The sequence below is a fragment of the Pseudomonas sp. RIT-PI-o genome, assembly GCF_001297215.1.
GTDB classification, from domain to species: domain Bacteria; phylum Pseudomonadota; class Gammaproteobacteria; order Pseudomonadales; family Pseudomonadaceae; genus Aquipseudomonas; species Aquipseudomonas moraviensis_A.
Genome location: NZ_LHPA01000052.1, coordinates 19,964 through 46,500, shown reverse-complemented (window position 1 = coordinate 46,500; position 26,537 = coordinate 19,964). Strand labels below are relative to the sequence as shown.

At 61.6% G+C, this 26,537-nt stretch carries 28 protein-coding genes and 1 riboswitch; of the genes, 21 read left to right on the top strand and 7 right to left on the bottom strand.

The annotated features are described in order from the left end of the window. Positions 1–5 precede the first annotated feature (5 nt). Positions 6–656 (bottom strand): phosphoribosylglycinamide formyltransferase, encoded by a 651-nt coding sequence (gene purN / locus AEQ63_RS26605; RefSeq protein ID WP_064365430.1) that lies wholly within the window; start codon positions 654–656, stop codon positions 6–8. Next, positions 656–1,714: a phosphoribosylformylglycinamidine cyclo-ligase gene (gene purM / locus AEQ63_RS26600; RefSeq protein ID WP_016773695.1), complete on the bottom strand. Its 1,059-nt coding sequence runs from the start codon at positions 1,712–1,714 to the stop codon at positions 656–658. The genes purN and purM overlap by 1 nt, the downstream gene beginning before the upstream one ends. Before the next feature lie 372 nt (positions 1,715–2,086). Here purM and AEQ63_RS26595 point away from each other — a divergent pair, with 372 nt between their 5' ends. The 5 genes from AEQ63_RS26595 to AEQ63_RS26575 all read left to right on the top strand — a co-directional run bounded on the left by AEQ63_RS26595 (position 2,087) and on the right by AEQ63_RS26575 (position 6,726). Continuing rightward, complete coding sequence (locus AEQ63_RS26595) at positions 2,087–3,145, top strand: DUF2066 domain-containing protein (protein WP_064365429.1); 1,059 nt, start codon at positions 2,087–2,089, stop codon at positions 3,143–3,145. A gap of 35 nt (positions 3,146–3,180) precedes the next feature. Then, on the top strand, positions 3,181–4,254 hold the full coding sequence (locus tag AEQ63_RS26590; protein WP_042607601.1) for an AI-2E family transporter: 1,074 nt from the start codon (positions 3,181–3,183) through the stop codon (positions 4,252–4,254). A 206-nt stretch (positions 4,255–4,460) separates the two neighbouring features. Beyond that, positions 4,461–5,165 carry a DnaA regulatory inactivator Hda gene (hda, locus tag AEQ63_RS26585; protein ID WP_007919828.1) on the top strand — a complete coding sequence of 235 codons (705 nt, stop codon included), beginning with the start codon at positions 4,461–4,463 and terminating at the stop codon, positions 5,163–5,165. Between the two features lie 191 nt (positions 5,166–5,356). Further along, complete coding sequence (locus AEQ63_RS26580) at positions 5,357–5,974, top strand: C40 family peptidase (RefSeq protein ID WP_016773699.1); 618 nt, start codon at positions 5,357–5,359, stop codon at positions 5,972–5,974. Between the two features lie 215 nt (positions 5,975–6,189). Further along, entirely contained in the window at positions 6,190–6,726 is a 537-nt protein-coding gene (locus AEQ63_RS26575; RefSeq protein WP_042607602.1) for a C40 family peptidase, read from the top strand. A 133-nt stretch (positions 6,727–6,859) separates the two neighbouring features. Here AEQ63_RS26575 and AEQ63_RS26570 read toward each other — a convergent pair whose 3' ends face one another. Both AEQ63_RS26570 and AEQ63_RS26565 read right to left on the bottom strand, forming a co-directional pair. Further along, entirely contained in the window at positions 6,860–8,173 is a 1,314-nt protein-coding gene (locus AEQ63_RS26570) for a PQQ-dependent sugar dehydrogenase (RefSeq protein WP_064365428.1), read from the bottom strand. Positions 8,174–8,239: 66 nt separating this feature from the next. Then, positions 8,240–8,824 (bottom strand): hypothetical protein, encoded by a 585-nt coding sequence (locus tag AEQ63_RS26565; RefSeq protein WP_064365427.1) that lies wholly within the window; start codon positions 8,822–8,824, stop codon positions 8,240–8,242. A gap of 162 nt (positions 8,825–8,986) precedes the next feature. Beyond that, positions 8,987–9,215: riboswitch (cobalamin riboswitch) on the top strand. An 82-nt stretch (positions 9,216–9,297) separates the two neighbouring features. Here AEQ63_RS26565 and cobO point away from each other — a divergent pair. The 14 genes from cobO to AEQ63_RS26500 all read left to right on the top strand — a co-directional run bounded on the left by cobO (position 9,298) and on the right by AEQ63_RS26500 (position 20,841). Then, complete coding sequence (cobO, locus tag AEQ63_RS26560) at positions 9,298–9,909, top strand: cob(I)yrinic acid a,c-diamide adenosyltransferase (protein ID WP_042607605.1); 612 nt, start codon at positions 9,298–9,300, stop codon at positions 9,907–9,909. Further along, the gene (locus tag AEQ63_RS26555; RefSeq protein ID WP_064365426.1) at positions 9,906–11,288 is read left to right on the top strand and encodes a cobyrinate a,c-diamide synthase; all 1,383 of its coding nucleotides are present in this window, start codon (positions 9,906–9,908) and stop codon (positions 11,286–11,288) included. Before cobO ends, AEQ63_RS26555 begins: the two co-directional genes overlap by 4 nt. Further along, positions 11,285–11,935, top strand: coding sequence for a 5,6-dimethylbenzimidazole synthase (gene bluB / locus AEQ63_RS26550; protein WP_064365425.1), 651 nt, complete (start codon positions 11,285–11,287; stop codon positions 11,933–11,935). The genes AEQ63_RS26555 and bluB overlap by 4 nt, the downstream gene beginning before the upstream one ends. Continuing rightward, positions 11,932–12,840 (top strand): adenosylcobinamide-phosphate synthase CbiB, encoded by a 909-nt coding sequence (gene cbiB, locus AEQ63_RS26545; RefSeq protein WP_064365424.1) that lies wholly within the window; start codon positions 11,932–11,934, stop codon positions 12,838–12,840. The genes bluB and cbiB overlap by 4 nt, the downstream gene beginning before the upstream one ends. Continuing rightward, positions 12,833–13,825 (top strand): threonine-phosphate decarboxylase CobD, encoded by a 993-nt coding sequence (gene cobD, locus AEQ63_RS26540; protein WP_064365423.1) that lies wholly within the window; start codon positions 12,833–12,835, stop codon positions 13,823–13,825. The genes cbiB and cobD overlap by 8 nt, the downstream gene beginning before the upstream one ends. Then, on the top strand, positions 13,822–15,273 hold the full coding sequence (locus tag AEQ63_RS26535) for a cobyric acid synthase (protein WP_064365422.1): 1,452 nt from the start codon (positions 13,822–13,824) through the stop codon (positions 15,271–15,273). Before cobD ends, AEQ63_RS26535 begins: the two co-directional genes overlap by 4 nt. 123 nt (positions 15,274–15,396) lie before the next feature. Beyond that, positions 15,397–15,918, top strand: coding sequence for a bifunctional adenosylcobinamide kinase/adenosylcobinamide-phosphate guanylyltransferase (gene cobU, locus AEQ63_RS26530; RefSeq protein ID WP_042607610.1), 522 nt, complete (start codon positions 15,397–15,399; stop codon positions 15,916–15,918). Next, complete coding sequence (cobT, locus tag AEQ63_RS26525; RefSeq protein WP_064365421.1) at positions 15,915–16,970, top strand: nicotinate-nucleotide--dimethylbenzimidazole phosphoribosyltransferase; 1,056 nt, start codon at positions 15,915–15,917, stop codon at positions 16,968–16,970. The genes cobU and cobT overlap by 4 nt, the downstream gene beginning before the upstream one ends. Next, entirely contained in the window at positions 16,967–17,542 is a 576-nt protein-coding gene (gene cobC / locus AEQ63_RS26520) for an alpha-ribazole phosphatase family protein (RefSeq protein WP_064365420.1), read from the top strand. Before cobT ends, cobC begins: the two co-directional genes overlap by 4 nt. Before the next feature lies 1 nt (position 17,543). After that, positions 17,544–18,266 carry an adenosylcobinamide-GDP ribazoletransferase gene (locus AEQ63_RS26515; protein ID WP_064365419.1) on the top strand — a complete coding sequence of 241 codons (723 nt, stop codon included), beginning with the start codon at positions 17,544–17,546 and terminating at the stop codon, positions 18,264–18,266. A 175-nt stretch (positions 18,267–18,441) separates the two neighbouring features. Further along, positions 18,442–18,846: a MarR family winged helix-turn-helix transcriptional regulator gene (locus tag AEQ63_RS26510; protein WP_064365418.1), complete on the top strand. Its 405-nt coding sequence runs from the start codon at positions 18,442–18,444 to the stop codon at positions 18,844–18,846. 52 nt (positions 18,847–18,898) lie between these two features. Beyond that, positions 18,899–20,107 (top strand): MFS transporter, encoded by a 1,209-nt coding sequence (locus AEQ63_RS26505; RefSeq protein ID WP_064365417.1) that lies wholly within the window; start codon positions 18,899–18,901, stop codon positions 20,105–20,107. After that, positions 20,104–20,226 carry a hypothetical protein gene (locus tag AEQ63_RS29120; protein WP_258640897.1) on the top strand — a complete coding sequence of 41 codons (123 nt, stop codon included), beginning with the start codon at positions 20,104–20,106 and terminating at the stop codon, positions 20,224–20,226. The genes AEQ63_RS26505 and AEQ63_RS29120 overlap by 4 nt, the downstream gene beginning before the upstream one ends. A 54-nt stretch (positions 20,227–20,280) precedes the next feature. Next, on the top strand, positions 20,281–20,841 hold the full coding sequence (locus tag AEQ63_RS26500; protein WP_064365416.1) for a glutathione peroxidase: 561 nt from the start codon (positions 20,281–20,283) through the stop codon (positions 20,839–20,841). A gap of 210 nt (positions 20,842–21,051) precedes the next feature. Here the strand turns inward: AEQ63_RS26500 and AEQ63_RS26495 are convergent, their stop codons facing one another. The 3 genes from AEQ63_RS26495 to AEQ63_RS26485 form a co-directional block, all read right to left on the bottom strand. Beyond that, the gene (locus AEQ63_RS26495) at positions 21,052–22,323 is read right to left on the bottom strand and encodes an OmpP1/FadL family transporter (protein WP_042607617.1); all 1,272 of its coding nucleotides are present in this window, start codon (positions 22,321–22,323) and stop codon (positions 21,052–21,054) included. Positions 22,324–22,469: 146 nt separating this feature from the next. After that, the gene (locus AEQ63_RS26490; RefSeq protein WP_024012180.1) at positions 22,470–22,952 is read right to left on the bottom strand and encodes a hypothetical protein; all 483 of its coding nucleotides are present in this window, start codon (positions 22,950–22,952) and stop codon (positions 22,470–22,472) included. Positions 22,953–23,224: 272 nt separating this feature from the next. Further along, positions 23,225–23,449: a hypothetical protein gene (locus AEQ63_RS26485; RefSeq protein ID WP_016773719.1), complete on the bottom strand. Its 225-nt coding sequence runs from the start codon at positions 23,447–23,449 to the stop codon at positions 23,225–23,227. Between the two features lie 911 nt (positions 23,450–24,360). Here AEQ63_RS26485 and AEQ63_RS26480 point away from each other — a divergent pair. Then, a complete protein-coding gene (locus AEQ63_RS26480) occupies positions 24,361–24,684 on the top strand; it encodes a sel1 repeat family protein (RefSeq protein WP_064365415.1) in 324 nt (107 codons plus the stop codon). Between the two features lie 175 nt (positions 24,685–24,859). After that, the gene (gene rmuC, locus AEQ63_RS26475) at positions 24,860–26,224 is read left to right on the top strand and encodes a DNA recombination protein RmuC (protein ID WP_177330625.1); all 1,365 of its coding nucleotides are present in this window, start codon (positions 24,860–24,862) and stop codon (positions 26,222–26,224) included. The last annotated feature ends 313 nt before the right edge of the window (positions 26,225–26,537 follow it).

Genomic DNA, 26,537 nt, shown 5'->3' with positions numbered 1-26,537 from the left:
ATCTCCTAGTTTCGAATCAAGTGGCCGCTGGCGGCGAGTAGCTGGCCGTCGAGTAAAGCACCCTGGTCTCCGAGTGTCAGTCTGCCTTCGGCAAACCAGCGTACCGCCATCGGATAGATCAGGTGTTCCTGAACGTGGACTCGTTGCGCCAGACTCTGCGGCGTGTCGTGCAACTCTACCGGTAATACTGCCTGTACGACCAGTGGTCCGCCATCGAGTTCCTCGGTGACAAAGTGTACGGAGCAGCCATGTTCCGTGTCGCCGGCCTCCAGCGCGCGCTGATGAGTGTGTAACCCTTTGTATTTGGGCAGCAGCGACGGGTGGATGTTGAGCAGGCGACCCTGATAGTGGCGAACGAAATCAGCGCTGAGAATGCGCATGAAGCCGGCCAGTACCACGAGTTTCGGGCTGAATTGGTCGATCAGTTCGATCAGCGCGGCATCGAAGGCCTCGCGGCCCTCGAATGCCTTGTGATCCAGCGAGCGGGTGGCGATACCCGCGTCGCGGGCGCGTTGCAGGCCGTAGGCGTCGGCGCGGTTGGAAATCACCGCAGCGATGCGGACCGGGCTGTCGCCGGTCCGCGTGCTGTCGATCAGAGCCTGCAAGTTACTGCCGGTGCCGGACAACAGCACCACGACATCACAGGGCTTTGGCATCAGTGAGCCTTGAGGTTCTTCAGCTCGACCTGCGCAGCGCCTTCGGCGGCCACGGCGATCTGACCGATGACCCAAGGCTGCTCGCCGGCGTCACGCAGGGTGTTCAGGGCGACTTCGACGTGCTCCTGAGCCACGCAGATGACCATGCCGACGCCGCAGTTGAGCACGCGGTGCATCTCGGTTTCGTCAACATTGCCTTTCTCTTGCAGCCAGTCGAACACGGCCGGGCGAGTCCAGCTGGCCACATCAACTACAGCCTGAGCGCCTTTTGGCAGTACGCGCGGAATGTTGTCGAGCAGGCCGCCACCGGTGATGTGGGCCATGGCCTTGACCGCGCCGGTGTCCTTGATCAGCTTGAGCAGTGGCTTGACGTAGATGCGGGTCGGGGCCATCAGCAGGTCGGTCAGCGGTTTGCCGTCGAGCTGGGTGTTCTCGATGTCGGCGCCGGAGACTTCGATGATCTTGCGGATCAGCGAGTAGCCGTTGGAGTGCGGGCCGGACGATGGCAGGGCGATCAGGGCGTCACCGGTGGCGACTTTCGAGCCGTCGATGATTTCCGCTTTTTCCACGACGCCAACGCAGAAGCCGGCCAGGTCGTAGTCTTCGCCTTCGTACATGCCTGGCATTTCAGCGGTTTCGCCGCCGACCAGCGAGCAACCCGACAGTTCGCAGCCAGCGCCGATGCCGGTCACTACTTGTGCAGCGGTGTCGACGTTGAGTTTGCCGGTGGCGTAGTAGTCAAGGAAGAACAGTGGCTCGGCGCCGCACACCACCAGGTCGTTGACGCACATGGCGACCAGGTCGATGCCGATGCTGTCGTGCTTGTTCAGGTTCAGCGCCAGACGCAGCTTGGTGCCGACGCCGTCGGTGCCGGAGACCAGCACCGGCTGCTTGTAGCCGGCCGGGATTTCGCAGAGGGCGCCGAAACCGCCCAGGCCGCCCATGACTTCCGGGCGCGCAGTGCGCTTGGCGACGCTCTTGATGCGTTCGACCAATGCTTCACCGGCGTCGATGTCTACACCGGCGTCCTTGTAGCTCAGGGAGGGTTGCTTGCTCATGATCCAGGCCTTTAGGGGAGGGGATTCAGGGGGTAACGACCGGGTCAGCGGGAACGTCGAACTCGATGGGCGATCGCCTCACGCGAGTTTCGAGGGGCCCGGCTGTTGCCGGTCTGCGAAGGCGCGCGATTTTATCAGGCTTGAGGGGCAGCGGCCATCCTCGCACCGACGGGCAGGGCCATATCGGCGGAAATTTTTTGCAATCGCAGGGGATGACTGCCTGTATAAGGTGTGGCGATTAACCGTCTATCGTTAGGACTGTGCAAAAACTTACCGCCACCGTGTGAATGTTTTGCCAGAGGAGGGGGTCACAGCCTTGCTCAAACGGTTCACGCGGCGTGTTCCAGCCGCTCCTGTCGACGGGAATTTTCCATGCGTTTTTGTAAATTTTTATTTGTGGGCTGCCTGACACTGGTCAGCCTGGCGAGCCATGCCGAAAACCTCAAAGGCCTTTATCAGGTGCGTCAGCCGGTCAACGGCCAGGCTGCGCAAGAGCGCGATCGCGCCACGCAGGCAGCGCTCGATACTCTGGTGCTGCGCCTGACCGGCGACCCGAAAGCCGCGCAGAGCCCGGGGCTGGCACCGATCCGCAAGGACCCGCAGCAGATCATCAGCCAGTTCGGTTTCGATGCCGGCCCCCCGGAAGTGTTGAAAGTCGATTTCGATCCGGCAACCACCGAGCAGGCGTTGCGCCGCGCCGGGCTGCCGGTGTGGGGCGCCAGTCGGCCGTCGATTTTGAGCTGGTGGCTGAACGATTCGACTGAAGGTGCGAGTCTGGTCGGTGACGGTCAGGCCGCTGCCTCAACGTTGCGCACGGCTGCGCAACATCGCGGCTTGCCACTGCGTTTGCCGCTGGCGGATCTCAGCGAACAACTCGTCGCCACTGCGCCGGCGCTGGAAAGTGCTGATCCCGCGCCCCTGCGCAGTGCTTCGGAACGCTACAACGCTGACGCCTTGCTCGCGGTGCATGCCAGTGAAGAGAGCGGGCAGTGGCAGGCGAAATGGCGGCTGTGGCTCGGCGATCAGAAAGAAGCCGGCAGCGTGCAGGGCGCCGACCAGGCTGCGGTTGCCGATGCGGTGATGCTGGCGGTGGCCGAGCGTCTGGCGCCGCGATTCGTTGCCAAGCCCGGCGCATCGGGTCAGCAGACTCTGGAAGTGCAGGGCATGAATCTGGAGCATTATGCGGCGCTGCTGCGGTTACTCGAACCGTTCGGCGTGCGTCTGCAGAGCGTGCAGGGCGATCGCATCGTCTATCGGGTCAATGGCAGCGCCGATCAGTTGCGCGCGCAATTGTCGCTGGCGAAGTTGCAGGAGCTGCCTGCCGAGGCGCCGGTTCCAGCGGCACCTGTGCAGCCAGCCGTCGAGGGTGCGCCTGCGGTAGCAGCGCCAACCCCGGCAGCGGTGGCACCGTCGTTGCGGTTTCGTTGGTAAGTCTTTTCCTTATATAGAAGCATCAGGAGTGGTAAATGGCCGATACGCGGCGTTGGTTCTGGCTCGGTGGGGTAATCCTGCTTTGCGCGTTTGTATGGTTGCTGCACCCGATCCTCACGCCGTTTCTGGTCGCGTTGTTGCTGGCTTATCTGTTCGATCCGCTGGTGGATCGCCTGGAGCGGCTCGGTTTGTCGCGAACCTGGGGCGTGATTGCCGTATTTGCCTTGTTCACCCTGATCGTCACGGCGTTGATGCTGGTGCTGGTGCCGATGCTCGCTAAGCAATTGCTGCGTCTGTACGAGCTGGCGCCGCAGATGCTCGACTGGTTGCAGCACACCGCTGTGCCATGGGCGCAGGCGAAACTGGGCCTGTCGGACGGTTTCTGGAAGTTCGACAAGGTCAAAGCCGCAATCAGCGAACACATGGGCCAGACCACCGACATCGTCGGCGTGGTGCTGAGCCAGGCCACGGCCTCGAGCCTGGCGCTGATCGGCTGGCTGGCGAATCTGGTGCTCATCCCGGTAGTCAGCTTCTATCTGTTGCGCGACTGGGACGTGATGATGGGCAAGATCCGCAGCCTGCTGCCGCGTGATCGCGAAGAACGCGTGGTGGCGCTGGCGGGTGAGTGCCACGAGGTACTCGGCGCATTCGTGCGTGGCCAGTTGCTGGTGATGGTTGCGCTGGGGGTGATTTATGCCGCCGGCCTGATGATCGTTGGCCTGGAACTGGGGCTGTTGATCGGCCTGATTGCCGGTCTCGCGGCGATCGTGCCGTACATGGGCTTTGTCATCGGCATCGGTGCGGCGTTGATCGCCGGGTTGTTCCAGTTCGGTGGCGATCTCTATCCGATGGTCGGGATTGTCGCGGTGTTCATGGTTGGTCAGGCGCTGGAAGGCATGGTGCTGACGCCGCTGCTGGTCGGGGACCGAATCGGCCTGCACCCGGTGGCGGTAATCTTTGCCATCCTCGCGGGTGGCGAGCTGTTCGGGTTCACCGGCGTGCTGCTGGCGCTGCCGGTGGCGGCGGTGATCATGGTGCTGGTGCGGCATGTCCACGTTCTGTACAAGGATTCCGAGATCTACAGCGGCGTTGACGAACCCGAGCTGTGATGTCGCGGGCGGCCGGGCCTTTGGCCGGGCTGCCCGGTGTCGTACGGGCGAGGGCGCCAGAGAATCCGTCACAAAACCGGTGCTTCAACGCAAACCTTTGATTTTGCTTGGAGTCTGTCGCATTGTGCGCTCAGCCTCACGGGTATAAACTTCGCAAACTTTACACAGAGGCCACTAACGGTTCCTTTGAGAACTGTTCAGTCAGCATGAAACCGATTCAGCTGCCCCTAGGTGTGCGTCTGCGTGACGACGCCACCTTCATCAACTACTACCCAGGCGCCAATGCCGCTGCACTCGGCTATGTCGAGCGTCTCTGCGAAGCCGACGCCGGGTGGACGGAGAGCCTGATCTACCTGTGGGGCAAGCACGGTGTCGGGCGTACGCATCTGTTGCAGGCAGCGTGCCTGCGCTTCGAGCAGATGGGCGAACCGGCGGTGTATCTGCCGCTGGCCGAGTTGATGGACCGCGGCGTAGAAATCCTCGACAACCTTGAACAGTACGAACTGGTCTGCCTGGATGATTTGCAGGTGATCGCCGGTAAGGCGGACTGGGAAGAGGCGATGTTTCATCTGTTCAACCGTCTGCGGGACAGCGGCCGGCGCCTGCTGATCGCTGCATCCACTTCACCACGCGAATTGCCAGTGAAGCTGGCTGACCTGAAATCACGCCTGACCCTGGCGCTGATTTTTCAGATGCGCCCGCTTTCCGATGAAGACAAATTGCGTGCGCTGCAATTGCGCGCCTCGCGTCGCGGTCTGCACCTGACCGATGAAGTCGGGCATTTCATTCTGACTCGCGGCACGCGCAGCATGAGCGCGCTGTTCGATCTCCTCGAGCAGCTTGATCAGGCTTCCTTGCAAGCGCAACGCAAGCTGACCATTCCCTTCCTCAAGGAAACTCTGGGCTGGTGATAGTGGGCTTTTGCCAGCTTTCAGGCGCCAGAAAACCTCCGTGCCTGCGGCAATTGAGCGGCCAGGCGGATTAAGCGCTTAGATGTAAACGCGAAACCGGGAAGTCACATAAAGTTCGATTGAATTTGCAAATGAGGACGATAGCGGGCATAGTCTCGGCTTCTTTACAACTACCAGCCACGGTCGTGCCCATGCTAAAGCGCTTCGCACCCCTCGTGCCTCTCGCACTCGTTACCCTGTTATTCGGTTGTGCTGCTCATTCTCCGGTTCAAGAGCCGCCGCAACAGGTCAAGAATTCTGCTACTGCCCAGTCTTCCGTTATTTATCAGGAAGAACTGGACACCGAAAAAGAACTCAACCAGTTCAACGGCAGCAAGCCTTATCAGCTGCCTGTGCTGGCTGACAGCATCCTCGAACGCGGCATGTCCCTGATCGGTACACGTTACCGTTTCGGCGGTACCTCTGAAGCCGGTTTCGATTGCAGCGGTTTCATTGGTTACCTGTTCCGCGAAGAGGCGGGCATGAACCTGCCGCGCTCCACCCGCGAAATGATCAACGTTGACGCGCCGCTGGTGTCGCGCAGCAACCTTGAGCCGGGTGATCTGCTGTTCTTCGCCACCAATGGTCGTCGCGGTCGTGTCAGTCACGCCGGTATCTACCTGGGCGACAACCAGTTCATCCACTCCAGCAGTCGTCGCAGCGGCGGTGTTCGCATCGACAGCCTGGGTGACAGCTACTGGAGCAAGACCTTCATCGAAGCCAAGCGTGCACTCGCCATGGCGCCGACCGTGGTCACTGCTCGCAAGTAAGCCCGATGTCGCTGCGTTCGCGGCGACAATACGGTCCGGCAACGGAGTAGACCTAAACTTTACAAGGTGAAGTTAAAGTCTTACTTGAAGTTTGCCGCGTAGCCGCTAGAATCCTGAATCTATATTGATGGCAAACCGCCTGCGTGATGACGCAGGCGGTTTTGTTTCTGTCCATTCGGCAGAGAAAGCCGCAGCCAGATCAGGATGTTCTGCTTATGACGATGTCGGCCCGCCTCACCTTGATTATTTGCGCCGCGCTGCTCAGCGCCTGCGCCAGCCGCACACCGCCGCCAGCCCCCGTGGTTCGTGCGCCGATCGTGTTCGCTCCCTCACAAGCCTTTTCTCCCGCCGCGGAAGACGTGCTGTTCCGTGCCCTCGGCCTGGTCGGTACGCCGTATCGTTGGGGCGGCAATACGCCGGATTCGGGTTTTGATTGCAGTGGCCTGATCGGTTTCGTGTACCGCGACGCGGCGGGGATTTCCCTGCCACGCTCGACCCGCGAAATGATCGTCATGCAGGCGCCGAATGTCGGCAAGGAAGGCTTGCAGACCGGCGACCTGATCTTCTTCGCCACCAATGGCGGTTCGCAGGTCAGTCATGCGGGGATTTACGTGGGCGAGGGGCGCTTCGTGCATGCACCTGCCACGGGCGGCACGGTCAAGCTCGACAGCCTGTCGAAGGCCTACTGGCAGAAAGCGTATCTGAGCGCCAAGCGGGTGTTGCAGCCGGGGCAGTTGGCGCATAACCCATAATCAAATCTGACAAAGATCCAATGTAGGAGTGAGCCTGCTCGCGATAGCAGTGTATCTGTGACGTAAATGTCGACTGATACGCCGCTATCGCGAGCAGGCTCACTCCTACAGTTGTTTCGTGTCAGGCGTCAGATTATTTGCTCGCCGAAACGCGCCACACCTTGTTGCCCACATCATCCGCCACCAGCAAACCACCTTGCTGATCGATCACCACGCCCACCGGGCGGCCGAGCGCGTTCTCGTCCTTGTCGAGGAAACCGGTCAGCACATCCACCGGTTGACCGGTCGGCTTGCCGCCAGTGAACGGCACGAAAATCACTTTGTAGCCGCTGTGCGGTTTGCGGTTCCACGAGCCATGCTGGCCAATGAACGCGCCTTCCTTGAATTGCGCCGGCAGGCTGTTGCCCTCGGCGAAGGTCAGGCCCAGCGAAGCGGTGTGCGGGCCGACGGCGTAATCCGGGGCGATAGCCTTGGCCACCAGATCGAGGTTCTGCGGTTTGACCCGCACATCGACGTGCTGGCCGTAATAGCTGAACGGCCAGCCATAGAAACCGCCGTCCTTGACCGAGGTGATGTAGTCCGGCACCAGGTCGCTGCCGATTTCGTCACGCTCGTTGACCGCCGTCCACAGCGCGCCGCTGGTGGGTTCCCAAGCGAGGCCGTTGGGGTTGCGGATGCCCGAGGCGAAGATCCGGTGATTGCCGGTTGCGCGATCGACTTCCCAGATTGCCGCGCGGCCTTCTTCCTGATCCAGACCGTTTTCGCCGACGTTGCTGTTCGAGCCGACCGTGACGTACAACTTGTTGCCGTCCTTGCTCGCAATAACGTTTTTGGTCCAGTGGTGATTCAGCGTGCCACCCGGCAGATCGACGACTTTGATCGGTTGGGTTTTGATCTCGGTGGCGCCCGGCTCGTAGTTGAAGCGCAGCAGGCGATCGGTGTCGGCCACATACAGGTCGTTGCCGACCAGCGTCATGCCAAACGGCGAGTTGAGGTTTTGCAGAAACACCGTGCGGGTTTCTGCGACGCCATCGTGGTCGGCATCACGCAGCAGGGTGATGCGGTTCGGGCTCGGCACGCCAGCGCCGGCCTTGCCCATGACTTTCTTCATGACCCAGCCGCGAATGCCTTTGCTGTCATCGGGTTTGGGTGGCGCGTTGGTTTCCGCCACCAGCACATCGCCGTTGGGCAGCACATACAGCCAGCGCGGGTGATCGAGGCCTTCGGCAAACGCGGCGACCTGAGTGCCGGCCGCTGCGGTCGGTTTCGCACCTTCCGGCCAGCCCACCGCCGGGGCGATGTTCACTGTCGGGATCAGCGTCTTGTTCGGTTCGGGCAGTTTCGGTGACGGGCCGGTGCCATCGGAGACTTGCAGGCTGGAGGTTTCACCGCAGGCGGCGAGCCCGCCGGCGACGGCGATGATAAGAGCGAGTTGGGCCTTGCGCATTGCTGATCTTCCCTATGAATGCATTCCTAATCATAGAGGAGGGCGCAGGCCCGATGGTTCAACTGCTCAGCCGCGGGCTTCCTTGAACAGCACGGCGATGCCTGGATGATAGTTGCCCGCTTCGCTGTGCAATTTGCGATAGGCGTAAGGGAAATACCAGGCTACGGCGCAGGTGTGCTCTTTCTGCAGGTCGTCGACCATGTCCTGCAGCTCTTCGGGGCTGGCGCTGTGCTGGGCTTTTTGCGGGGCGACGAAGAGGCAGCCGAGCTTCAGGTCGCTGGCGTAGCTGATGCGCCTGGCATCCACGGTGATGTCGAGCAGCGCCTGGGTCAGGTTGAGGTTGTTGACCCGTGGCCAGCGTTGCGTGGCCTGAATGTACGCGCGGTCTTCGCTGCCGGCAATCAGCAGATCGGCGCGGGCATTGCGCTCGCCTTCTTCGTTCTGTTTGCGCGTGGCCGTGTCGTTCAGCGTGACCATTTCAGCCATCCACGCCGCCGCTGAAAGCAAGCCGAGGTTGGCTTTTTCGTCGTGCCAGTACGGCGCGTCATTGTCGCCGCGCACGCTGTTGTAGCGATCGATACAGTCAAACCAGCGTTCCAGCACCGGGCGCAGAAATTCCAGGCGCGGGTTGCTGATGATCATGCCTTGCATCGTCGTCATCCTTATTGTTGTGGTGAGATTGTCGAGAAAAGCATGGCTCTTTGATATCACTTGTCACAGTCTGGCACAAGATTGCCTCTGCACAATGGATCAGCGGCAGTTATTCGCGCGCAAAGCGCCTCTTCAATTGACGCTCCACCCCCAACCCTCTAACCTTCGCCGCTTGTTTCAGGTGCTCTGTGGCCCAGTGTCGACAGAGTGAAACAGGGAAGCCGGTGAGGGTGGACTTCAAGCGAAGCCACGACGATCCCGGCGCTGCCCCCGCAACGGTAAATGAGTGAAAACTGCGCCTTGAGCCACTGCCTCGACAGAAGCGGGAAGGCGCGCAGTCCGGCAAATGCCACTCATGAGCCCGGAGACCGGCCTGATCCATCTCAGCGGCATCACGGTGGGCGATGCCAGGCTTTTTGCCGTCTATTCTTGTGCCTGCCCGCCGTTATCCAGCCTCAACGGAGAGCTCCCCCATGACTGATTCCCCCGAGCGCGACGAGCGCCATCTGGCGCGCATGCAGCGCAAGAAAGCCGTGATCGACGAACGCATCGCCAATTCGCCCGACGAGTGCGGCCTGGTGCTGGTGCTGACCGGCAATGGCAAAGGCAAGAGCAGTTCGGCGTTCGGCATGCTCGCCCGTGCCATGGGCCACGGCATGCAGTGCGGCGTGGTGCAGTTCATCAAGGGCCGCAACAGCACCGGCGAGGAATTGTTCTTCCGCCGCTTCCCCGAGCAGGTGCGTTTTCACGTCATGGGTGAAGGCTTCACTTGGGAAACCCAGGATCGCCAGCGCGATATCGCCGCTGCGACTGCGGCCTGGGACGTCTCCCGCGAATTGTTGCGTGATCCGTCGATCGGTCTGGTGGTGCTCGACGAGTTGAACATCGCCCTCAAGCACGGCTACCTCGACCTCGATCAGGTGCTCAGCGATTTGCAGGCGCGCCCGCCGATGCAACATGTGGTCGTCACCGGTCGCGGCGCCAAGCCGGAAATGATCGAGATGGGCGATACGGTCACCGAAATGGGCATGCTCAAGCACGCTTTCCAGGCGGGGATCAAAGCGCAGAAAGGCGTCGAACTTTGAAGCAACCACGTCACTGCCCGGCGGTACTCATTGCCGCGCCGGCCTCCGGTCAGGGCAAGACCACCGTCACCGCCGCGCTCGCCCGTTTGCATCGCAACCAGGGGCGCAAGGTGCGCGTGTTCAAATGCGGCCCGGACTTTCTCGACCCGATGATTCTCGAGCGCGCCAGCGGTGCCCCGGTGTATCAATTGGACATGTGGATGGTCGGCGAGCAGGAAAGTCGTCGGCTGTTGTGGGAAGCCGCCGCCGAGGCTGATCTGATTCTGATCGAGGGCGTGATGGGCCTGTTCGACGGCACGCCATCCAGCGCTGATCTGGCGCGCCACTTCGGTGTGCCGGTGCTCGGTGTGATCGACGGCACCGCCATGGCGCAGACCTTTGGCGCCTTGGCGCTGGGCCTGGCGAAGTATCAGCCGGACTTGCCATTCGCTGGCGTGCTGGCCAACCGCGTCGGCACCTTGCGCCATGCGCAATTGCTCGAAGGCAGCCTCACCGAAGGTCTGCGTTGGTACGGCGCACTGTCCCGCGAGAGCGGCATCGAATTGCCGAGCCGCCACCTCGGCCTGGTTCAGGCCAGCGAATTGAATGATCTGGATCTGCGCCTCGATGCGGCCGCCGATGCACTGGCCAGCAGCTGCGAAGTCGCGCTGCCACCGGCCGTGGAATTCGCCGCGCCTGACGTTATCGCTGCCGAGCCTCTATTAAAGGGTGTGCGCATCGCCGTCGCCCGCGACGAAGCTTTCGCCTTCACCTATGGCGCCAGCCTCGATCTGCTGCGGGCGATGGGTGCCGAGCTGCAGTTCTTCTCGCCGATCCGCGACACGCAATTGCCCGCCGCCGACAGCCTGTATCTGCCGGGCGGTTATCCGGAGTTGCACCACGTCGCGCTGGCGCAAAACACCTCAATGCTTGCAGCCATCCGCGCGCACCATGCGGCGGGCAAACCGTTGCTCGCCGAATGCGGCGGGATGCTTTATCTGCTTGATTCGCTGACTGACGTGGAAGGCACCCGCGCTGAACTGGTCGGTTTGCTCAAGGGCGATGCGGTGATGCAGAAGCGTCTCGCGGCGCTGGCGTTGCAGGCGGTTGAATTGCCGGAAGGTTCTTTGCGTGGGCATACCTATCATCATTCGCTGACCACCACCGAGCTGACGCCGATTGCCCGTGGACTTAGCCCGAATGGCGGGCGCGGGGCCGAGGCGGTTTATCGTGAGGGGCGGGTGACGGCGTCTTATGTGCACTTTTATTTTCCGTCGAATCCGGTGGCTGTCGCAGCGCTGTTTGCGCCGAACTTTGAAACCGCTATCGCGAGCAGGCTCACTCCTACAATGGATCACCTGAACCCTGTGGGAGCGAGCTTGCTCGCGAAAGGGCCATGACCGACAACATATTCTCCGAAGCCGAACGCGCTGCGGTCTACAAGGCCATCGCCGAACGCCGCGACATGCGCCACTTCACCGGCGGCACCGTCGAGCCGCAACTGCTGCGACGTTTGTTGGAAGCCGCCCACCAAGCCCCAAGCGTCGGCCTGATGCAGCCCTGGCGCTTCATCCGTATCAGCGATCGCGCTCTGCGCGGGCAGATCCGCGATCTGGTGGAAGCAGAACGCATCCGCACCGCCGAAGCCCTCGGCGAGCGCAGCGATGAGTTCATGCAGCTCAAGGTCGAAGGCATCAACGATTGCGCCGAAGTGCTGGTCGCGGCGCTGATGGACGATCGCGAAAAACACATCTTCGGTCGGCGCACGTTGCCGGAAATGGACATGGCCTCGTTGTCCTGCGCGATCCAGAATCTGTGGCTGGCGTCCCGTGCCGAAGGCCTGGGCATGGGCTGGGTCTCGCTGTTCGAGCCGCAGGCCCTGGCGGACTTACTCAAGTTGCCGGCCGGTGCCAAGCCGCTGGCGGTGTTGTGTCTGGGGCCGGTAAAGGAATTCTATCCAGCGCCGATGCTGGTGCTCGAAGGCTGGGCGCAAGCGCGGCCGCTGAACGAGTTGCTGTACGAAAACTATTGGGGAGTGAGTCAATGAGTGTGGCGTTGCTGAGTGTCGCTGCGGTAGCGCTGGATGCGCTGCTCGGTGAACCGAAACGCTGGCATCCGCTGGTGGCGTTCGGCAATTTTGCCGGGCGCATCGAGCAACGTTTCAACGCCGGCGGTCGTGGCTGGCGCAGCCATGGCGTGACCGCGTGGGTCCTCGCGGTACTGCCGCTGACCTTGCTTGCCACCGCATTTTCCTGGGCGCCCTACGTGGGCTGGATTGTCGAGATTCTCGCGCTGTATTGCGCCCTGGGCATGCGCAGCCTCGGCGAGCATGTCGCGCCGGTCTCGGCGGCGTTACGCGCCGATGATCTGGACGCGGCGCGCAAGCGTGTCGGTTATCTGGTCAGCCGCCAGACCAATGAACTGGACAGCAACGCCGTGGCCCGCGCCGCCACCGAGTCGGTACTGGAGAACGGCAGCGATGCGGTGTTCGCTGCGCTGTTCTGGTTTGTCGTCGCCGGCGCACCGGGCGTGGTCCTGTATCGCTTGAGCAATACCCTCGATGCGATGTGGGGTTATCGCAACGAACGCTTCGAGCGTTTCGGCTGGGCCGCGGCGAAAATCGACGACGTGTTGAACTACATTCCTGCGCGTCTGGTGGCATTGACCTACGCGCTACTGGGCAAAACCCGACTCGCGCTCAAGTGCTGGCGCAGCCAGGCGCCGCAGTGGGATAGCCCCAACGCCGGCCCGGTGATGGCGGCAGGTGCCGGTGCGCTGGGCGTCGAACTGGGTGGCCCGGCGATTTATCACGGCGAACTGCACGAGCGCCCGCAACTGGGCGAGGGCGCCCCGGCGGACGCCGACTCCATCGACCGTGGCTGGCAATTGGTCCAGCGCGGCGTATGGTTATGGCTGCTGATGCTTTGCCTGGGGGCGGAATTTTATGCTTGAGCACGGTGGACGGCTGCGCAAGGCTGCACTCGATTACGGAATTGCCGAGGCTGACTGGCTCGACTTGTCCAGCGGCCTCGCGCCGTGGCCATTTGCGATCCCGGAGATCCCGCTGCGCGCCTGGGCCCGCCTGCCGGAAACCGACGACGGCCTGGAACAGGCAGCCTGCGATTACTACGGCGCCGCGCAGGTGTTGCCGGTCGCTGGTTCGCAAATGGCCATCCAGTTGCTGCCGCGTCTGCGCCGGGCCGGCAAGGTCGGCGTGTTGTCGCCGTGCTATGCCGAGCATGCCGAAGCGTGGCGGCGCAGCGGTTATATCGTCCGTGAAGTGCTGGAGCAGGAAGTCGAGTTCTTTCTCGACAGCCTCGACGTGCTGGTGGTGGTCAACCCGAACAATCCGACCGGCCTGAGCCTGACCCCGGCGCGCCTGCTCGACTGGCATGCGCGGCTGGCGCAACGCGGCGGCTGGCTGGTAGTCGATGAAGCATTCATGGACAACACCCCGCAACTGAGCCTGGCGCCCTATGCGCATCAGGTCGGGCTGGTGGTGTTGCGTTCGTTCGGCAAGTTTTTCGGTCTGGCCGGGGTGCGCCTCGGTTTCGTTCTGGCCGAGCGCAAGTTGCTCAAACTGCTCGCCGAACAGGTCGGGCCGTGGGCGGTGAGCGGGCCGACGCGAGTGCTCGGCACGGCGTGCCTGCAAGACACCGAGGGCCACACCCGTCAGCGGATTCGCAGTGACCAAGCGAGCGAGCGTTTGGCGGCGTTGCTGACTCGTTGTGGCTTCGCGCCGCAGGGTGGCTGCGCGCTGTTTCAGTGGCTGATCACCGAGCAGGCGCAAGCGCTGCACGAATTCCTCGCCCGGCGCGGCATCCTCCTGCGCCTCTTCACGCACAACAGCAGTGTGCGCTTCGGCCTGCCTGCCGATGCCGCGCAAGAACTGCGCCTCGAACAGGCTTTGCAAGCTTTCGCCAAGGAAAAACCATGACCACGCTGATGGTGCAAGGCACCACCTCCGACGCCGGTAAAAGCACCCTGGTGACGGCACTGTGTCGGTGGGCCACTCGCCAGGGCGTGGCGGTGGTGCCGTTCAAGCCGCAGAACATGGCGCTCAACAGCGCGGTGACGGCTGACGGCGGCGAGATCGGCCGGGCGCAGGCGGTGCAAGCGCAAGCGGCGCATCTTCAGCCGCACACTGACATGAATCCGGTACTGCTCAAGCCCAACAGCGACACCGGCGCACAAGTGATCATTCATGGCCGCGCCGTGACGACGATGAACGCCGTTGCCTATCACGATTACAAAGCCATCGCGATGCAAGCGGTGCTCGCTTCCCATGCGCGGCTCAGCGCGGCGTATCCGCTGGTGATGGTCGAAGGCGCCGGTTCGCCAGCCGAGATCAACCTGCGCGCCGGCGATATTGCCAACATGGGCTTTGCCGAAGCGGTGGATTGCCCGGTGCTGCTGATCGCCGACATCAATCGCGGTGGCGTGTTTGCGCATCTGGTGGGCACGCTGGAGTTGCTGTCGCCAAGCGAACAGGCGCGGGTCAAAGGCTTCATCATCAACCGCTTTCGGGGCGATATCGCCTTGTTGCAACCGGGCCTCGACTGGCTCGAACAGCGCACCGGTAAACCGGTGGTCGGCGTCCTGCCCTACGTGATGGACCTGCACCTTGAAGCCGAGGACGGCATCGACCAACGCCAGACCGACAAGGCCGAGCAGGTCTTGAAAGTCGTTGTGCCGGTGCTGCCGCGCATCAGTAATCACACCGACTTCGACCCGCTGCGTCTGCATCCGCAGGTCGATCTGCAATTCGTCGGCCCGGGGCAGGCGATTCCGGCCGCCGACCTGATTATCCTGCCGGGCTCGAAAAGCGTGCGCAGTGATCTGGCTTATCTGCGCGCCAACGGCTGGGACGCAGCGATCAATCGGCATCTGCGCTACGGCGGCAAGGTGCTGGGGATTTGCGGCGGTCTGCAGATGCTCGGTGAGCAGGTGCACGACCCGCTCGGCCTTGAAGGTATTGCCGGCTCCAGCGCGGGTCTGGGTCTGCTGGCGTTTGAAACGCAGCTTGAAGCCGAGAAACAACTGCGCAATGTGCATGGCCGGCTGGCGCTGGAAAACGCTGAAGTCAGCGGTTATGAAATTCATGCTGGCGTGACCACCGGGCCGGCGCTGGAGAACCCGGCGGTACATTTGGACGACGGTCGTTGCGATGGTGCGCAAAGTGCCGATGGCCAGGTGTTCGGCACTTACCTGCACGGCTTGTTCGAATCCCCCGAGGCAAGCGCGACGTTGTTGCGCTGGGCCGGGTTGAGTGATGTGCAAGAGGTCGATTACCACGGCTTGCGCGAGCGCGATATCGAACGATTAGCGGATCTGGTGGAAAAACATCTGGATACCGGGCTGTTGCGTCAGCTCTGTGGGGTTTGAGTTGTCTGGGCTGGCCCTTTCGCGAGCAGGCTCGCTCCTGCATTTGAAATGCGGTCCCCTGTAGGAGTGAGCCTGCTCGCGATAGCGCCGGTCGCCTCAATACATAATTTTCAGGATGTTCTCATGCTCCAACTGATCCTCGGCGGCGCCCGCTCCGGCAAGAGTCGTCTGGCAGAAAAACTCGCCAGCGACAGCCATCTCGCCGTGACCTACATCGCCACCAGCCAGCCGCTCGACGGCGAGATGAACCAGCGCGTCGCCCATCACCGCGCGCGCCGACCCGCCGAATGGGCGTTGATCGAGGAACCGCTGGAACTGGCCCGCGTGCTGCGCGAATCCGCCGACGCCGAGCGCTGCCTGCTGGTTGATTGCCTGACCCTGTGGCTGACCAATCTGCTGATGCTCGACGACGCCGAGCGTCTCGCCGCCGAGCGTGAAGCGCTGCTTGACTGCCTGGCCACGCTGCCGGGTGAAATCATTTTTGTCAGCAACGAGACCGGAATGGGTGTCGTGCCGCTGGGCGAATTGACTCGCCGCTACGTCGATGAAGCCGGTTGGCTGCATCAAGCTCTGGCCGAGCGTTGTCAGCGAGTGGTGCTGACCGTCGCCGGCCTGCCCCTGACTTTGAAAGGACCTGCATTATGAGCCTGACCTGGTGGCTGAACCCGTGCCAAGCCGTGAATGCCGACATCGTTGCGCAAGCGACCGAGCGCCAGCAGCAATTGACCAAACCGGCCGGCTCGCTCGGGCGTCTTGAATCGGTGGCGGTGCAACTGGCCGGTCTGCAAGGTCAGCTCAAGCCGACGCTCGATCAGATCTGGATCGCGATTTTCGCTGGCGATCATGGTGTGGTGGCGGAGGGCGTTTCGGCTTATCCGCAGGAAGTCACCGGGCAGATGCTGCTGAATTTCGTCAGCGGTGGCGCGGCGATCAGCGTGCTGGCGCGTCAGCTCGGCGCGCAGCTGGAAGTGATCGATCTGGGGACAGTGAATCCGACGCTGAATCTGCCCGGCGTGCGCCATGTGAACATTGGCCCGGGCACGGCGAATTTCGTGGCGGGCGCGGCAATGACTCAGGCTCAGGGCGAACTGGCCTTGCAGGCCGGTCGCGACAGCGTGTTGCGCGCGAAAGCCGCCGGGGCGCGGTTGTTCATCGGCGGCGAAATGGGCATCGGCAACACCACGGCGGCGAGTGCGCTGGCCTGCGCCTTGCTCGACTGCCCGGTGGCGCACCTGACCGGTCCCGGCACCGGGCTGAATGCCGCTGGCGTCAGCCACAAGGCGCAAGTTATCGAACGTGCGCTGGCGCTGCATGCCGCGCAGCGCGGCGATGCCTCGCAGACGCTGTTCAATCTCGGCGGTTTCGAGATTGCCGCGTTGGTCGGCGCTTATCTGGCCTGCGCGCAGGAAGGCATCGCGGTGCTGGTCGACGGTTTTATCTGCACGGTCGCGGCGCTGGTCGCGGTGCGCTTGAATCCGGCGTGTCGCGAGTGGCTGTTGTTCGGCCATCGCGGCGCCGAGCCGGGCCATCGCCATGTGCTGGAAACCCTGAGCGCCGAGCCGTTGCTGGAACTCGGCCTGCGCCTGGGCGAGGGCAGCGGCGCGGCGTTGGCGGTGCCATTGTTGCGCCTGGCCTGTGACCTGCATGGGCAGATGGCGACGTTCGCCGAAGCGGCCGTGGCGGATCGCCCGGCATGAGCCTGCGCCTCGACCTGCTGCGCCACGGCGAAACGGAACTGGGTGGTGGCTTGCGCGGCAGCCTCGACGACGCACTGACCGAAAACGGCTGGGTGCAGATGCGTGCGGCGGTGGTCGAAGGCGGGCCTTGGAATCGCATTGTCAGCTCGCCATTGCAGCGTTGCGCGCGCTTCGCCGCCGAGCTCGGCGAGCAATTGAACCTGTCCGTGCATTTGGACAAGGATCTGCAGGAATTGCATTTCGGCGCATGGGAAGGGCAGAGCGCGGCGGCGTTGATGGAAACAGACGCCGAAGCGCTGGGGCTGTTCTGGGCTGATCCCTATGGTTTCACGCCACCGCAGGGTGAGCCGGTCAGCGAATTTTCTGCGCGGGTGCTGGCGGCAGTCGCGCGCCTGCATGCCGCCTACGCCGGTGAACGGATTCTGCTGGTCAGCCACGGCGGCGTGATGCGCTTGTTGCTGGCCCAGGCGCGAGGTTTGCCCCGTGAACAATTGCTCAACGTCGAAGTCGGTCACGGCGCGCTGTTTGCGCTGACGGTCGAGGCTGACGGCGCGCTCAAGGAAGGTCACTAAGATGCTGGCGCTGTGGATTGCCTTGCAGTTTCTCAGCAGCCTGCCGATTCGTTTGCCGGGCATGCCCGAGCCGCAACAGCTCGGCCGTTCGCTGCTGTTTTACCCGCTGGTGGGATTGCTGTTCGGGTTGATCCTCTACGCTTCGAATCTACTGCTTGGCGGCACACCAGTGTTGCTGCATGCGGCGCTGTTGTTGACCGTGTGGGTGCTGCTCAGCGGCGCGCTGCATCTCGATGGCCTGGCCGACAGCGCTGATGCCTGGCTCGGCGGCTTCGGCGATCGCGAGCGTACGCTGACGATCATGAAAGATCCACGCAGCGGGCCGATCGCGGTGGTCACGCTGGTGTTGGTGCTGCTGCTGAAATTCGCCGCGCTGTTGGCGTTGATCGAACAAGGGCAGGGTATGGCGCTGATCATCGTTCCGGTGCTCGGGCGGGCAGCGTTGCTGGGGTTGTTTCTGACCACGCCGTATGTGCGCAAGGGTGGGTTGGGCCAGGCGCTGGCCGATCATCTGCCACGTAAAGCGGGTGGGTGGGTGCTGGGGCTGAGTGCGCTGGGCTGCGTGTTGATCGCCGGGTTTGGTGCGGTGCTGATTTCGCTGGGGGTGTTTGTCTGGCTGCGGCGGGGGGTGATGCGGCGGTGGGGGGGAACCACCGGCGATACGGCGGGGGCGATGCTGGAATTGCTGGAGATGGCGGTGTTGGTTGGCCTCGCGTTGGTCTGAAGGATTTGCGTTGATGATGCCGGCCCCTTCGCGAGCAGGCTCGCTCCCACTTTCGGAATGCTATCCCCTGTAGGAGCGAGCCTGCTCGCGAAGGCGGCCTCACCGGCAACAAAGATGTTCAGAATCAACTCATCTGTAACTTGATTTAACACACTCGCGGGTATATACACGCATCATGCTTCCTTCTCAGTGTTTGTGCACCAACCTGCGTCGCGCCGCGCGTGGCGTCAGCAGGCATTACGACGGCGCTCTCGACGGCTTCGGGATCAACGTTGCCCAGTATTCTCTGCTGTGCAATCTGCAGCGGCTGGAGCAACCGAGCATCTCCGAACTGGCCGAAGCCATGGGCCTGGATCGCAGCACCCTCGGGCGCAATTTGCGTGTGCTTGAGGGCGAGGGTCTGGTGACGCTGGCGGAGGGCGAGGACATGCGCAACCGCATCGTGCGCCTCACCGAAACCGGTGTGCAACGCCTGGCAGCGGCCTTGCCAGCGTGGGAAGCGGCGCAACAGCGGCTGATCGACCGTCTCGGTGCCGAGAAGCGCGAAACCTTGCTCAAATTGCTCGACGAGCTGGCCTGACGGCCGTTTCTTCGAGCTCAAGCGGGTATATACCCGCGACTGGAGAATAACAATGACAACAATGTGGCGTACGTGCGGTTGGGTGTTGCTGGGGAGTGCGCTGATCCTGGCGTTGTCGTTGGGCGTGCGCCACGGTTTTGGTCTGTTTTTGTCGCCGATGAGCGCGCAATTCGGCTGGGGGCGCGAGGTGTTTGCCTTCGCCATCGCCCTGCAGAACCTGATCTGGGGCCTGGCGCAACCGTTCACCGGCGCGCTGGCCGACCGCTTCGGCGCGGCGAAAGTGGTGCTGGTCGGCGGTGTGCTCTACGCGTTGGGTCTGGTGTGCATGGGCTTGTCCGATTCGCCGGTGACCCTGTCACTGAGCGCTGGTCTGTTGATCGGTATCGGTTTGTCCGGCACCTCGTTCTCGGTGATCCTCGGCGTGGTCGGTCGCGCCGTGCCGGCCGACAAACGCAGCATGGGCATGGGCATTGCCAGCGCCGCCGGTTCGTTCGGCCAGTTTGCCATGTTGCCGGGCACCCTCGGGTTGATTGGCTGGCTCGGCTGGTCGGCTGCGCTGCTGGTGCTGGGCTTGCTGGTGGCGATGATCGTGCCGCTGGTGAGCATGCTCAAGGACAAGCCGCTACCGGTGCTCGGCCACGAGCAATCCCTTGGCGAAGCGCTGCGCGAAGCCTGCTCACATTCCGGGTTCTGGCTGCTGGCGTTCGGCTTTTTCGTCTGCGGCTTCCAGGTGGTGTTCATCGGCGTGCACTTGCCGGCGTATCTGGTCGATCAGCATCTGCCCGCGAGCGTCGGAACTACGGTGCTGGCGTTGATCGGACTGTTCAATATTTTCGGGACCTACACCGCCGGCTGGCTCGGTGGGCGCATGTCCAAGCCGCGTCTGTTGACTGCGCTGTATCTGCTGCGCGCGGTGGTGATCGTGCTGTTCCTGTGGCTGCCGGTGACGACCACATCGGCCTATCTGTTCGGCATGGCCATGGGCTTTCTGTGGCTGTCGACGGTGCCGTTGACCAACGGCACGGTGGCGACCTTGTTCGGCGTGCGCAATTTGTCCATGCTCGGTGGCATCGTCTTTCTGTTCCATCAGCTCGGCTCGTTTCTTGGCGGCTGGCTGGGCGGGGTGGTGTACGACCGAACCGGGAGTTATGACTTGATCTGGCAAGTGGCGATTCTCTTGAGCCTGTTGGCGGCGGCGCTTAACTGGCCGGTGCACGAGCGTCCGGTGGCACGCCTGCAAGCCAGTGCGAGCGCGGCATGAGCCGAATCTGCACGCGCCTGGTCGTCAGCGCACTGGCTGCGGCGCTGTTGGCGCTGGTGTGGTGGGGCTGGCAGCGCGGCGGTCTGGCTCTGATGCAGTTGGGCATGAGCATTTGCTAGATGGCAGCGTGGCGAGTAACGTCGAACCCTGATGACTGCCCAAGGAAGTTCGACATGTTGATGCGCTGGTGTGCTGTTCCCGCGTTGCTGATGGCGTTGACTGGCCTGGCCCAGGCCGCCGATTGTCCTGACCTGTTGCAAGGCTCGCTGCCGAAGTTGCGCGCCAAGGAATCCATCGATCTGTGCAAGCAGTACGCCGACAAGCCGCTGGTGGTGGTCAATACTGCCAGCTTCTGCGGTTTCGCTCCGCAGTTCGAAGGACTTGAAGCGCTCAACAAGCGCTACAAGGCGCAAGGGCTGGAGATGCTTGGCGTGCCGTCGAACGACTTCAAGCAAGAATCCAGGGACAGCGCGGAAACCGCCAAGGTCTGCTACGCCAACTATGGCGTGACGTTCAACATGACCGAACCGCAGAAGGTTCGCGGTGATGACGCCACGCATCTGTTCCAGGTGCTGGCGGCGCAGAGCAATGCGCCGAAATGGAATTTCTACAAGTACGTGGTTGATCGGCAGGGCAAAGTTGTAGCGAGTTTTTCCAGTTTGACCAAACCGGATGATCCGGAATTTATTGCAGCGATCGAAAAGGCGATTGCCTCCAAACCGCTAAAGCCCTGATTAACGTTGTTCCCTGTGGGAGCGAGCCTGCTCGCGAAGCGGTGTGACAGGTCAGTACATCAACATCTGACATACCGCCTTCGCGAGCAGGCTCGCTCCCACAATGGAAATTTGTCGTTTCAGTGAAAAGTTGCAGGCATGAAAAAGCCCCGCCTCTGCAAAGAGAGCGGGGCTTTTTCGTGGGCGAGGATTGCGCCTCGCCACGGTGCATCAGAAGCGGTAAGTCGCGCCGACACCGAAGCCGTTTGCCGAGTTTTCATACTTGGCATCGTAGCTCTGGCCACGCGCGTTTTCGTTGCGGATCTTGACCGACTCTTCTTTCAGGTACGAGTACGCGACGTCGATGGTCAGGTCGTCGGTCGGGCTCCAGCCGGCACCGATACTGAAGATGGTGCGGTCGCCAGTCGGGATGCGTGGCGAGCGGTCTTCGTTGTTAGTTGGCGACTGGTCAAAGGTCAGACCGGTACGCAGTACCCATTCCTTGTTCAACTGGTACGAGGTACCCACCGCGTAGGCCCAGGAGTCATGCCAGTTCTGGTCTTCGTTGATCGAGCCGAACTGACCGGCCAGCAGAGGCTGCACGCCGGAGTTCTTCACGGTGATCTTGTCCAGCTGGCTCCAGCGAGTCCAGGTGGTACCGGCGTAGACGTTCCAGCGATCGTTGATCGCCTGGGTGACCGAGAAGTCCACGGATTCCGGCGTGGTGATCTTCAGCGAAGCATCGTACTTCTGATTGGCGCCTACGCCCACGAGCGCCAGTGCGCCGTAGTTGACCTTGGTGTTGCCTTCGAGTTTGTAGTCGACCTTGGAGTGATAGGTCAGGCCCAGGCGGGTGGTGTCGGTGGCCTGGACCAGCAAGCCGACGTTGTAGCCCAGTGCGGTGTCGTCACCCTTGATCTTGACCTTGCCGTCCGGCAGTGCCTGGGTGATCGAGAGGTTGGATTCCAGCGAGCCGTCGATGCGGTTGATCGTCGGGCCGAAACCGATCGATACCTTGTCGTTGAAGGCGTAGCTGACGGTTGGCTGGAAGGTGATCACCTGTACTTCGGACTTGCTGCCGAAGTAACGGCCGGCGAAGCCTTTTTCGTAATCCGTGATCAGGCCGAACGGCACATAGACACCCAGACCAAAGGCCCAATGGTCATCGATCGGTTTTACATAGAAGCCCATAGGTACGGCGGTGAAGGGCACCATGTCGCCTTTGTTGCTGCCGCCGTTCGGGCTGGAGCTGGCGTTGCTGATATCGGTGTGTGCATCGACAACGGCGACGCCGCCGGTGACTTGTTCGCGCTTGATGCGCGCCATGCCGGCCGGGTTGCCATAAACAGTGCTTGCGTCGTCGGCAGAAGAAGATCGCCCGGCAAAACCAGTCCCCATCCCACTGATGCTTTGTTCGTTGAGGGCAAAACCTGCCGCGAAGATCTGCGTGGAGGCAAGGGTAACGGCGAGGCTAAGGGTGGTTTTGAGCATGACTTTTTTCATTATTAGAACTCCTGGTGATCACCGGGGCGAAAATTACCAACATTTTCGTCCCAGCGCCATAGCCCGTATGCCTTGAGTTAGAGCGGTTTTGTAGGACAATCCGACCAGAATGGCGGCCTGTTGCGAGAACTTGTGGAACCGCACGGTCAGCAAGCGACCTGATTCAGCGGTGAAACACAGGTTTGCCAGGCATAGGTGAAGTCACGCAGACGACCTTGCGGTTGAAAGGTCTGGCGCCAGATGCGCGCCATGCCGAGCAGGTCGGTCGGAGCGGGGAGGGTGGGATTCTGTTCTTCTACCAGCAGCCAGGCAATGGCAGTGGCGTAACGCAGGTTGACGGTCAGTTCCAGGTGCGGGCCGCTGAGAAATGCGTGCTGGCTGGCGAGGCCGCGCACCAGGCTGGCGCGCTCCGGATCGAGCGCTAGATAATCGTCCCACAGCGCCTGATGCCGATGCTCGGCGATCCGGTAGAGGCCGTGGCCACGGCGGTCATGCAGGGCAGACCCGAGGGCGGACTGGCTGGCGGCGATGCCCAGCAGCAGGGATTCGGCGGTTGCGCAGTGGCGTCCCAGATAGATCAATGTAGGACGGATCACATAGCGGCACAGTTCGCTGGCAGCGATACCCATAACACCCTCGTTTCCTGTTGTGGAGGGCGAGTCCTGAAGGGGGCTTTGGCAGCAGTGGATCGACTCAGGCTCGCCGCAAGCGGGTCACGCCGCTTGAGTTGAAGTGTAGTGTCATATTCAGCGTGTAAAGGCCTGTTTTTAAAATATTTCCGCTATCGCATCTCCAGCGTTAGATCGGAACATGCTTAGCAGCGCAGCGCTAACAGTGAAATATCAGGCAATAAAAAGCCCCGCTTTTCAGCAGGGCTTTGCTTTTGCAGCCTGGTCGGCTTTCAGGCAACCAGTGCCTGACGCGTACGCTCGATCACGGCCTGCAGCGGTTCGGCGCTGGAGTATTGATCGGGGTACAGACGCTCGCTGTGACGAGCGATGCCGTGTTCATTGACCACGGTGAAGCTGAAGCAGCCTTTGCGAGCGGCCATGATCAGGCAGTTCATTGGAGCAAAAGCGTTGGTTAGGGTGCGAATGGCATCCTGAGTCTGGATTTGAGTAGACATAGTTATTAGGTGTTCCTACAAATGACACGGATAAGAACCGTGCAACGTTAAAACGTTCCAGTAACGTTGATCACCATTGATCGAACGAAGAACCCGACTGGAACAAAGCAGCCAGTTTGAAGCGCTGATAAATGAGCGCGCTTGGGCTGGCAGGTAGGTACTTAGGAGGACAGGCATCACAGCGAGGGCAGAGGTTCTGGGCCCGGGGTGAAGATCCTGATCAATTTGCAGGTTGGTTCGGTCAGAGTAAGTGTTCTTCGCAACGCCCTTTGCTTTCATTCAAAGGCAGCGTCGTCGCAAGATTTACCTGGAAACCATCGAGGGGTCGGTCCCGCTTTTTTCGGATATTTCTTCCTGTTGGAAGATTGACCGTGGGAGATGTTCGACCGGAATTGACTTTCAGCTTGGTACTAACGCCGCGGATAGTAACGGATCCATCGAGACGAAGCAAACCCCGCAATGAAAAAAAGCCTGAAGGGACGTGGCTGCGCGCGACCATCCGTCGGAGCGCGGGCTTTCTCGCAAAGACGCTTGGCCTCTTCCGCTGCATAAAACGACCCGAAAAAGCGCACGCATATAACCGTCTCACAGGTACTTGTGCACATTAGTTGCACAGACCGTAACGTCACTGTCACATCAATCCTGACTCCAGCCGCTGCCTGTATCAAAAGTTTAAGTCAATGAAAAATATCGCCTTTTTTTGTTGGTGAAAAAATCGTCAGTTTGACTGCGAGCCCCATTCCACAAGGCTTTGCGAGGATCACAGAGGGGTTGTCCACTGACTTATCCACAGCTTCTGTGGATTGTCCCTAGCGCTTGCTCTAGGACGGGCGTGCCGGGTTTTTTTCGACTTTACCTGTAAGAAAAAGAGAGTAAAGTGGCGCGCCTTCCGATCTGTCCCGCAGTGCTTTATGAAGTTTCGCTCAGTATCAGACTCTGTTACCTCAAACCCGAATCCTGTTACCCCTCCCAAGCGCTTCTCCGTCCGCGTGGCTGAATGGTTGCTCGATGCCCCGCGCCTGAGCGATAGCCCCAGCGCCAAGCATCTCGCCGGCCGTCTGCTCAAGCAACCGGCCCGTGAAGGCGTGGTCGCCGCGCAAAGCCGTCTTGGCCAACTGATCTGCCGTGAATGCGGCAACGCACGGGACCGGCGTATCGGTCAGGAGCTGCTGCGTCAGGCCGCCCGTGCCGGTGACCGGCGCGCGCAGCAGGAACTCGGTCTGATCGAAGACTGAGCTGTCCAAGCCCTGACACCTTGGTTAACCTTCAGGCTTTATCCGATTGGCAGGAGTCGCTATGGCTATGGACTTGACCAGCTTATTGCTTGGTCTGGCGGCAGCAGGGTTGCCGCTGCTGGCGTTGGCCTGGCAACTGCAGCGCCGGGCCAGCGGCGCCCAGGCCGATCTGGCCTTGCTCGAAGAGCGCCTGGCCATGGCGCAAATGGCTCAGGACGGCCTCAACGCGCAGCTTGAAGCCAGCCGCGATGAGATCGCCGACCTTGGCCAGGCCAACGCCGCCAAACAGGCAGACCTCGCCGCGCTGCGCCGCGAAGTCGAGTTGTTGCAGATCGAGCGCGACGACGCCCGCGATGCGTCCCACGCCTGGAACCTCGAACGCGCCAACAAGGACGCCGAATTGCGCCGTCTCGACGCCCAGGCCGCCTCGTTGAGTGCCGAGTTGCGCGAGCAACAGGAAAGCCATCAACAACGCCTCGACGACCTGCAAGGCTCGCGGGATGAATTGCGTGCGCAATTCGCCGAGCTGGCCGGCAAGATCTTCGATGAGCGTGAACAGCGCTTTGCCGAGACCAGCCAGCAACGCCTCGGCCAGTTGCTCGACCCGTTGAAAGAGCGCATCCAGTCCTTCGAAAAACGCGTGGAGGAGAGCTATCAGGCCGAAGCCCGCGAGCGTTTCTCGCTGGCCAAGGAACTGGAGCGTTTGCAGGCGTTGAATCTGCGTCTGAGCGACGAAGCGACCAACCTGACCCGCGCCCTCAAGGGCCAGAAAACCCAGGGCAATTGGGGCGAACTGATCCTCGAGCGCGTTCTTGAGCACGCAGGTCTGGAAAAGGGCCGCGAGTACCAGACCCAGGTCAATCTCAAAGGCCCGGACGGCGAGCGCTTCCAGCCCGATGTGATCATTTACCTGCCCGGTGACAAGCAAGTCGTGGTCGACTCGAAAGTCAGTCTCACGGCCTATCAACAATATGTGGCGGCCGACGATGACACGTTGGGGCAGATCGCGATCAAGCAGCACGTGCTGTCGCTGCGCAATCACGTCAAAGGTCTGGCCGGCAAGGACTACAAGCGCCTGGAAGGCTTGCACAGCCTCGATTTCGTTTTGCTGTTCGTGCCGATCGAAGCGGCGTTTTCCGCTGCGTTACAGGCTGAGCCTGCGCTGTTTCAGGAAGCCTTTGACCGCAATATCGTGATTGTCAGCCCGACCACGCTGTTGGCTACGTTGCGGGTGATCGACAGTCTGTGGAAGCAGGAACGCCAGAGCCAGAACGCCCGGGAAATCGCCGAGCGCGCGGGGTGGCTGTATGACAAGTTCGTGCTGTTTATTCAGGATCTGGATGAAGTCGGCAATCGTCTGCAGCAACTGGACAAGGCCTACAGCTCGGCGCGTAACAAGCTGACAGAAGGGCGCGGCAATCTGGTCAGTCGCAGTGAGCAGTTGAAGTTGCTCGGTGCGCGGGCGAGCAAGAGTTTGCCGGCGGATTTGCTGGAGCGGGCGATGACTGATGTTGATGGGTTGGTTGAGTTGCCTGAGTAAAGGTCGTTTTTTTGGCTGATTGTGAGTACATATCCGTTGCTGCGGTGATGGCGGCTGGCGGTTTCGCCCTTACGGCGAGGCACTTTTTCCAGACGCCCGGAATGCCGGCCCAGAAAAAAGTACCCAAAAAGGCTTGCTCCTGCGTTCGGCCCTCGCAGGCTCGGGTTCCTTCCGACGTCGCCCGTGGATCAAGATCAAAAGCACTCGAGCTAACGCTCATTGTGTAGGAGCCGCCGAAGGCTGCGATCTGTGCTTTTGACTTTGCTTTTCTGTGGGAGCGAGCCTGCTCGCGAAGGCGTTGGCGAAATCACCG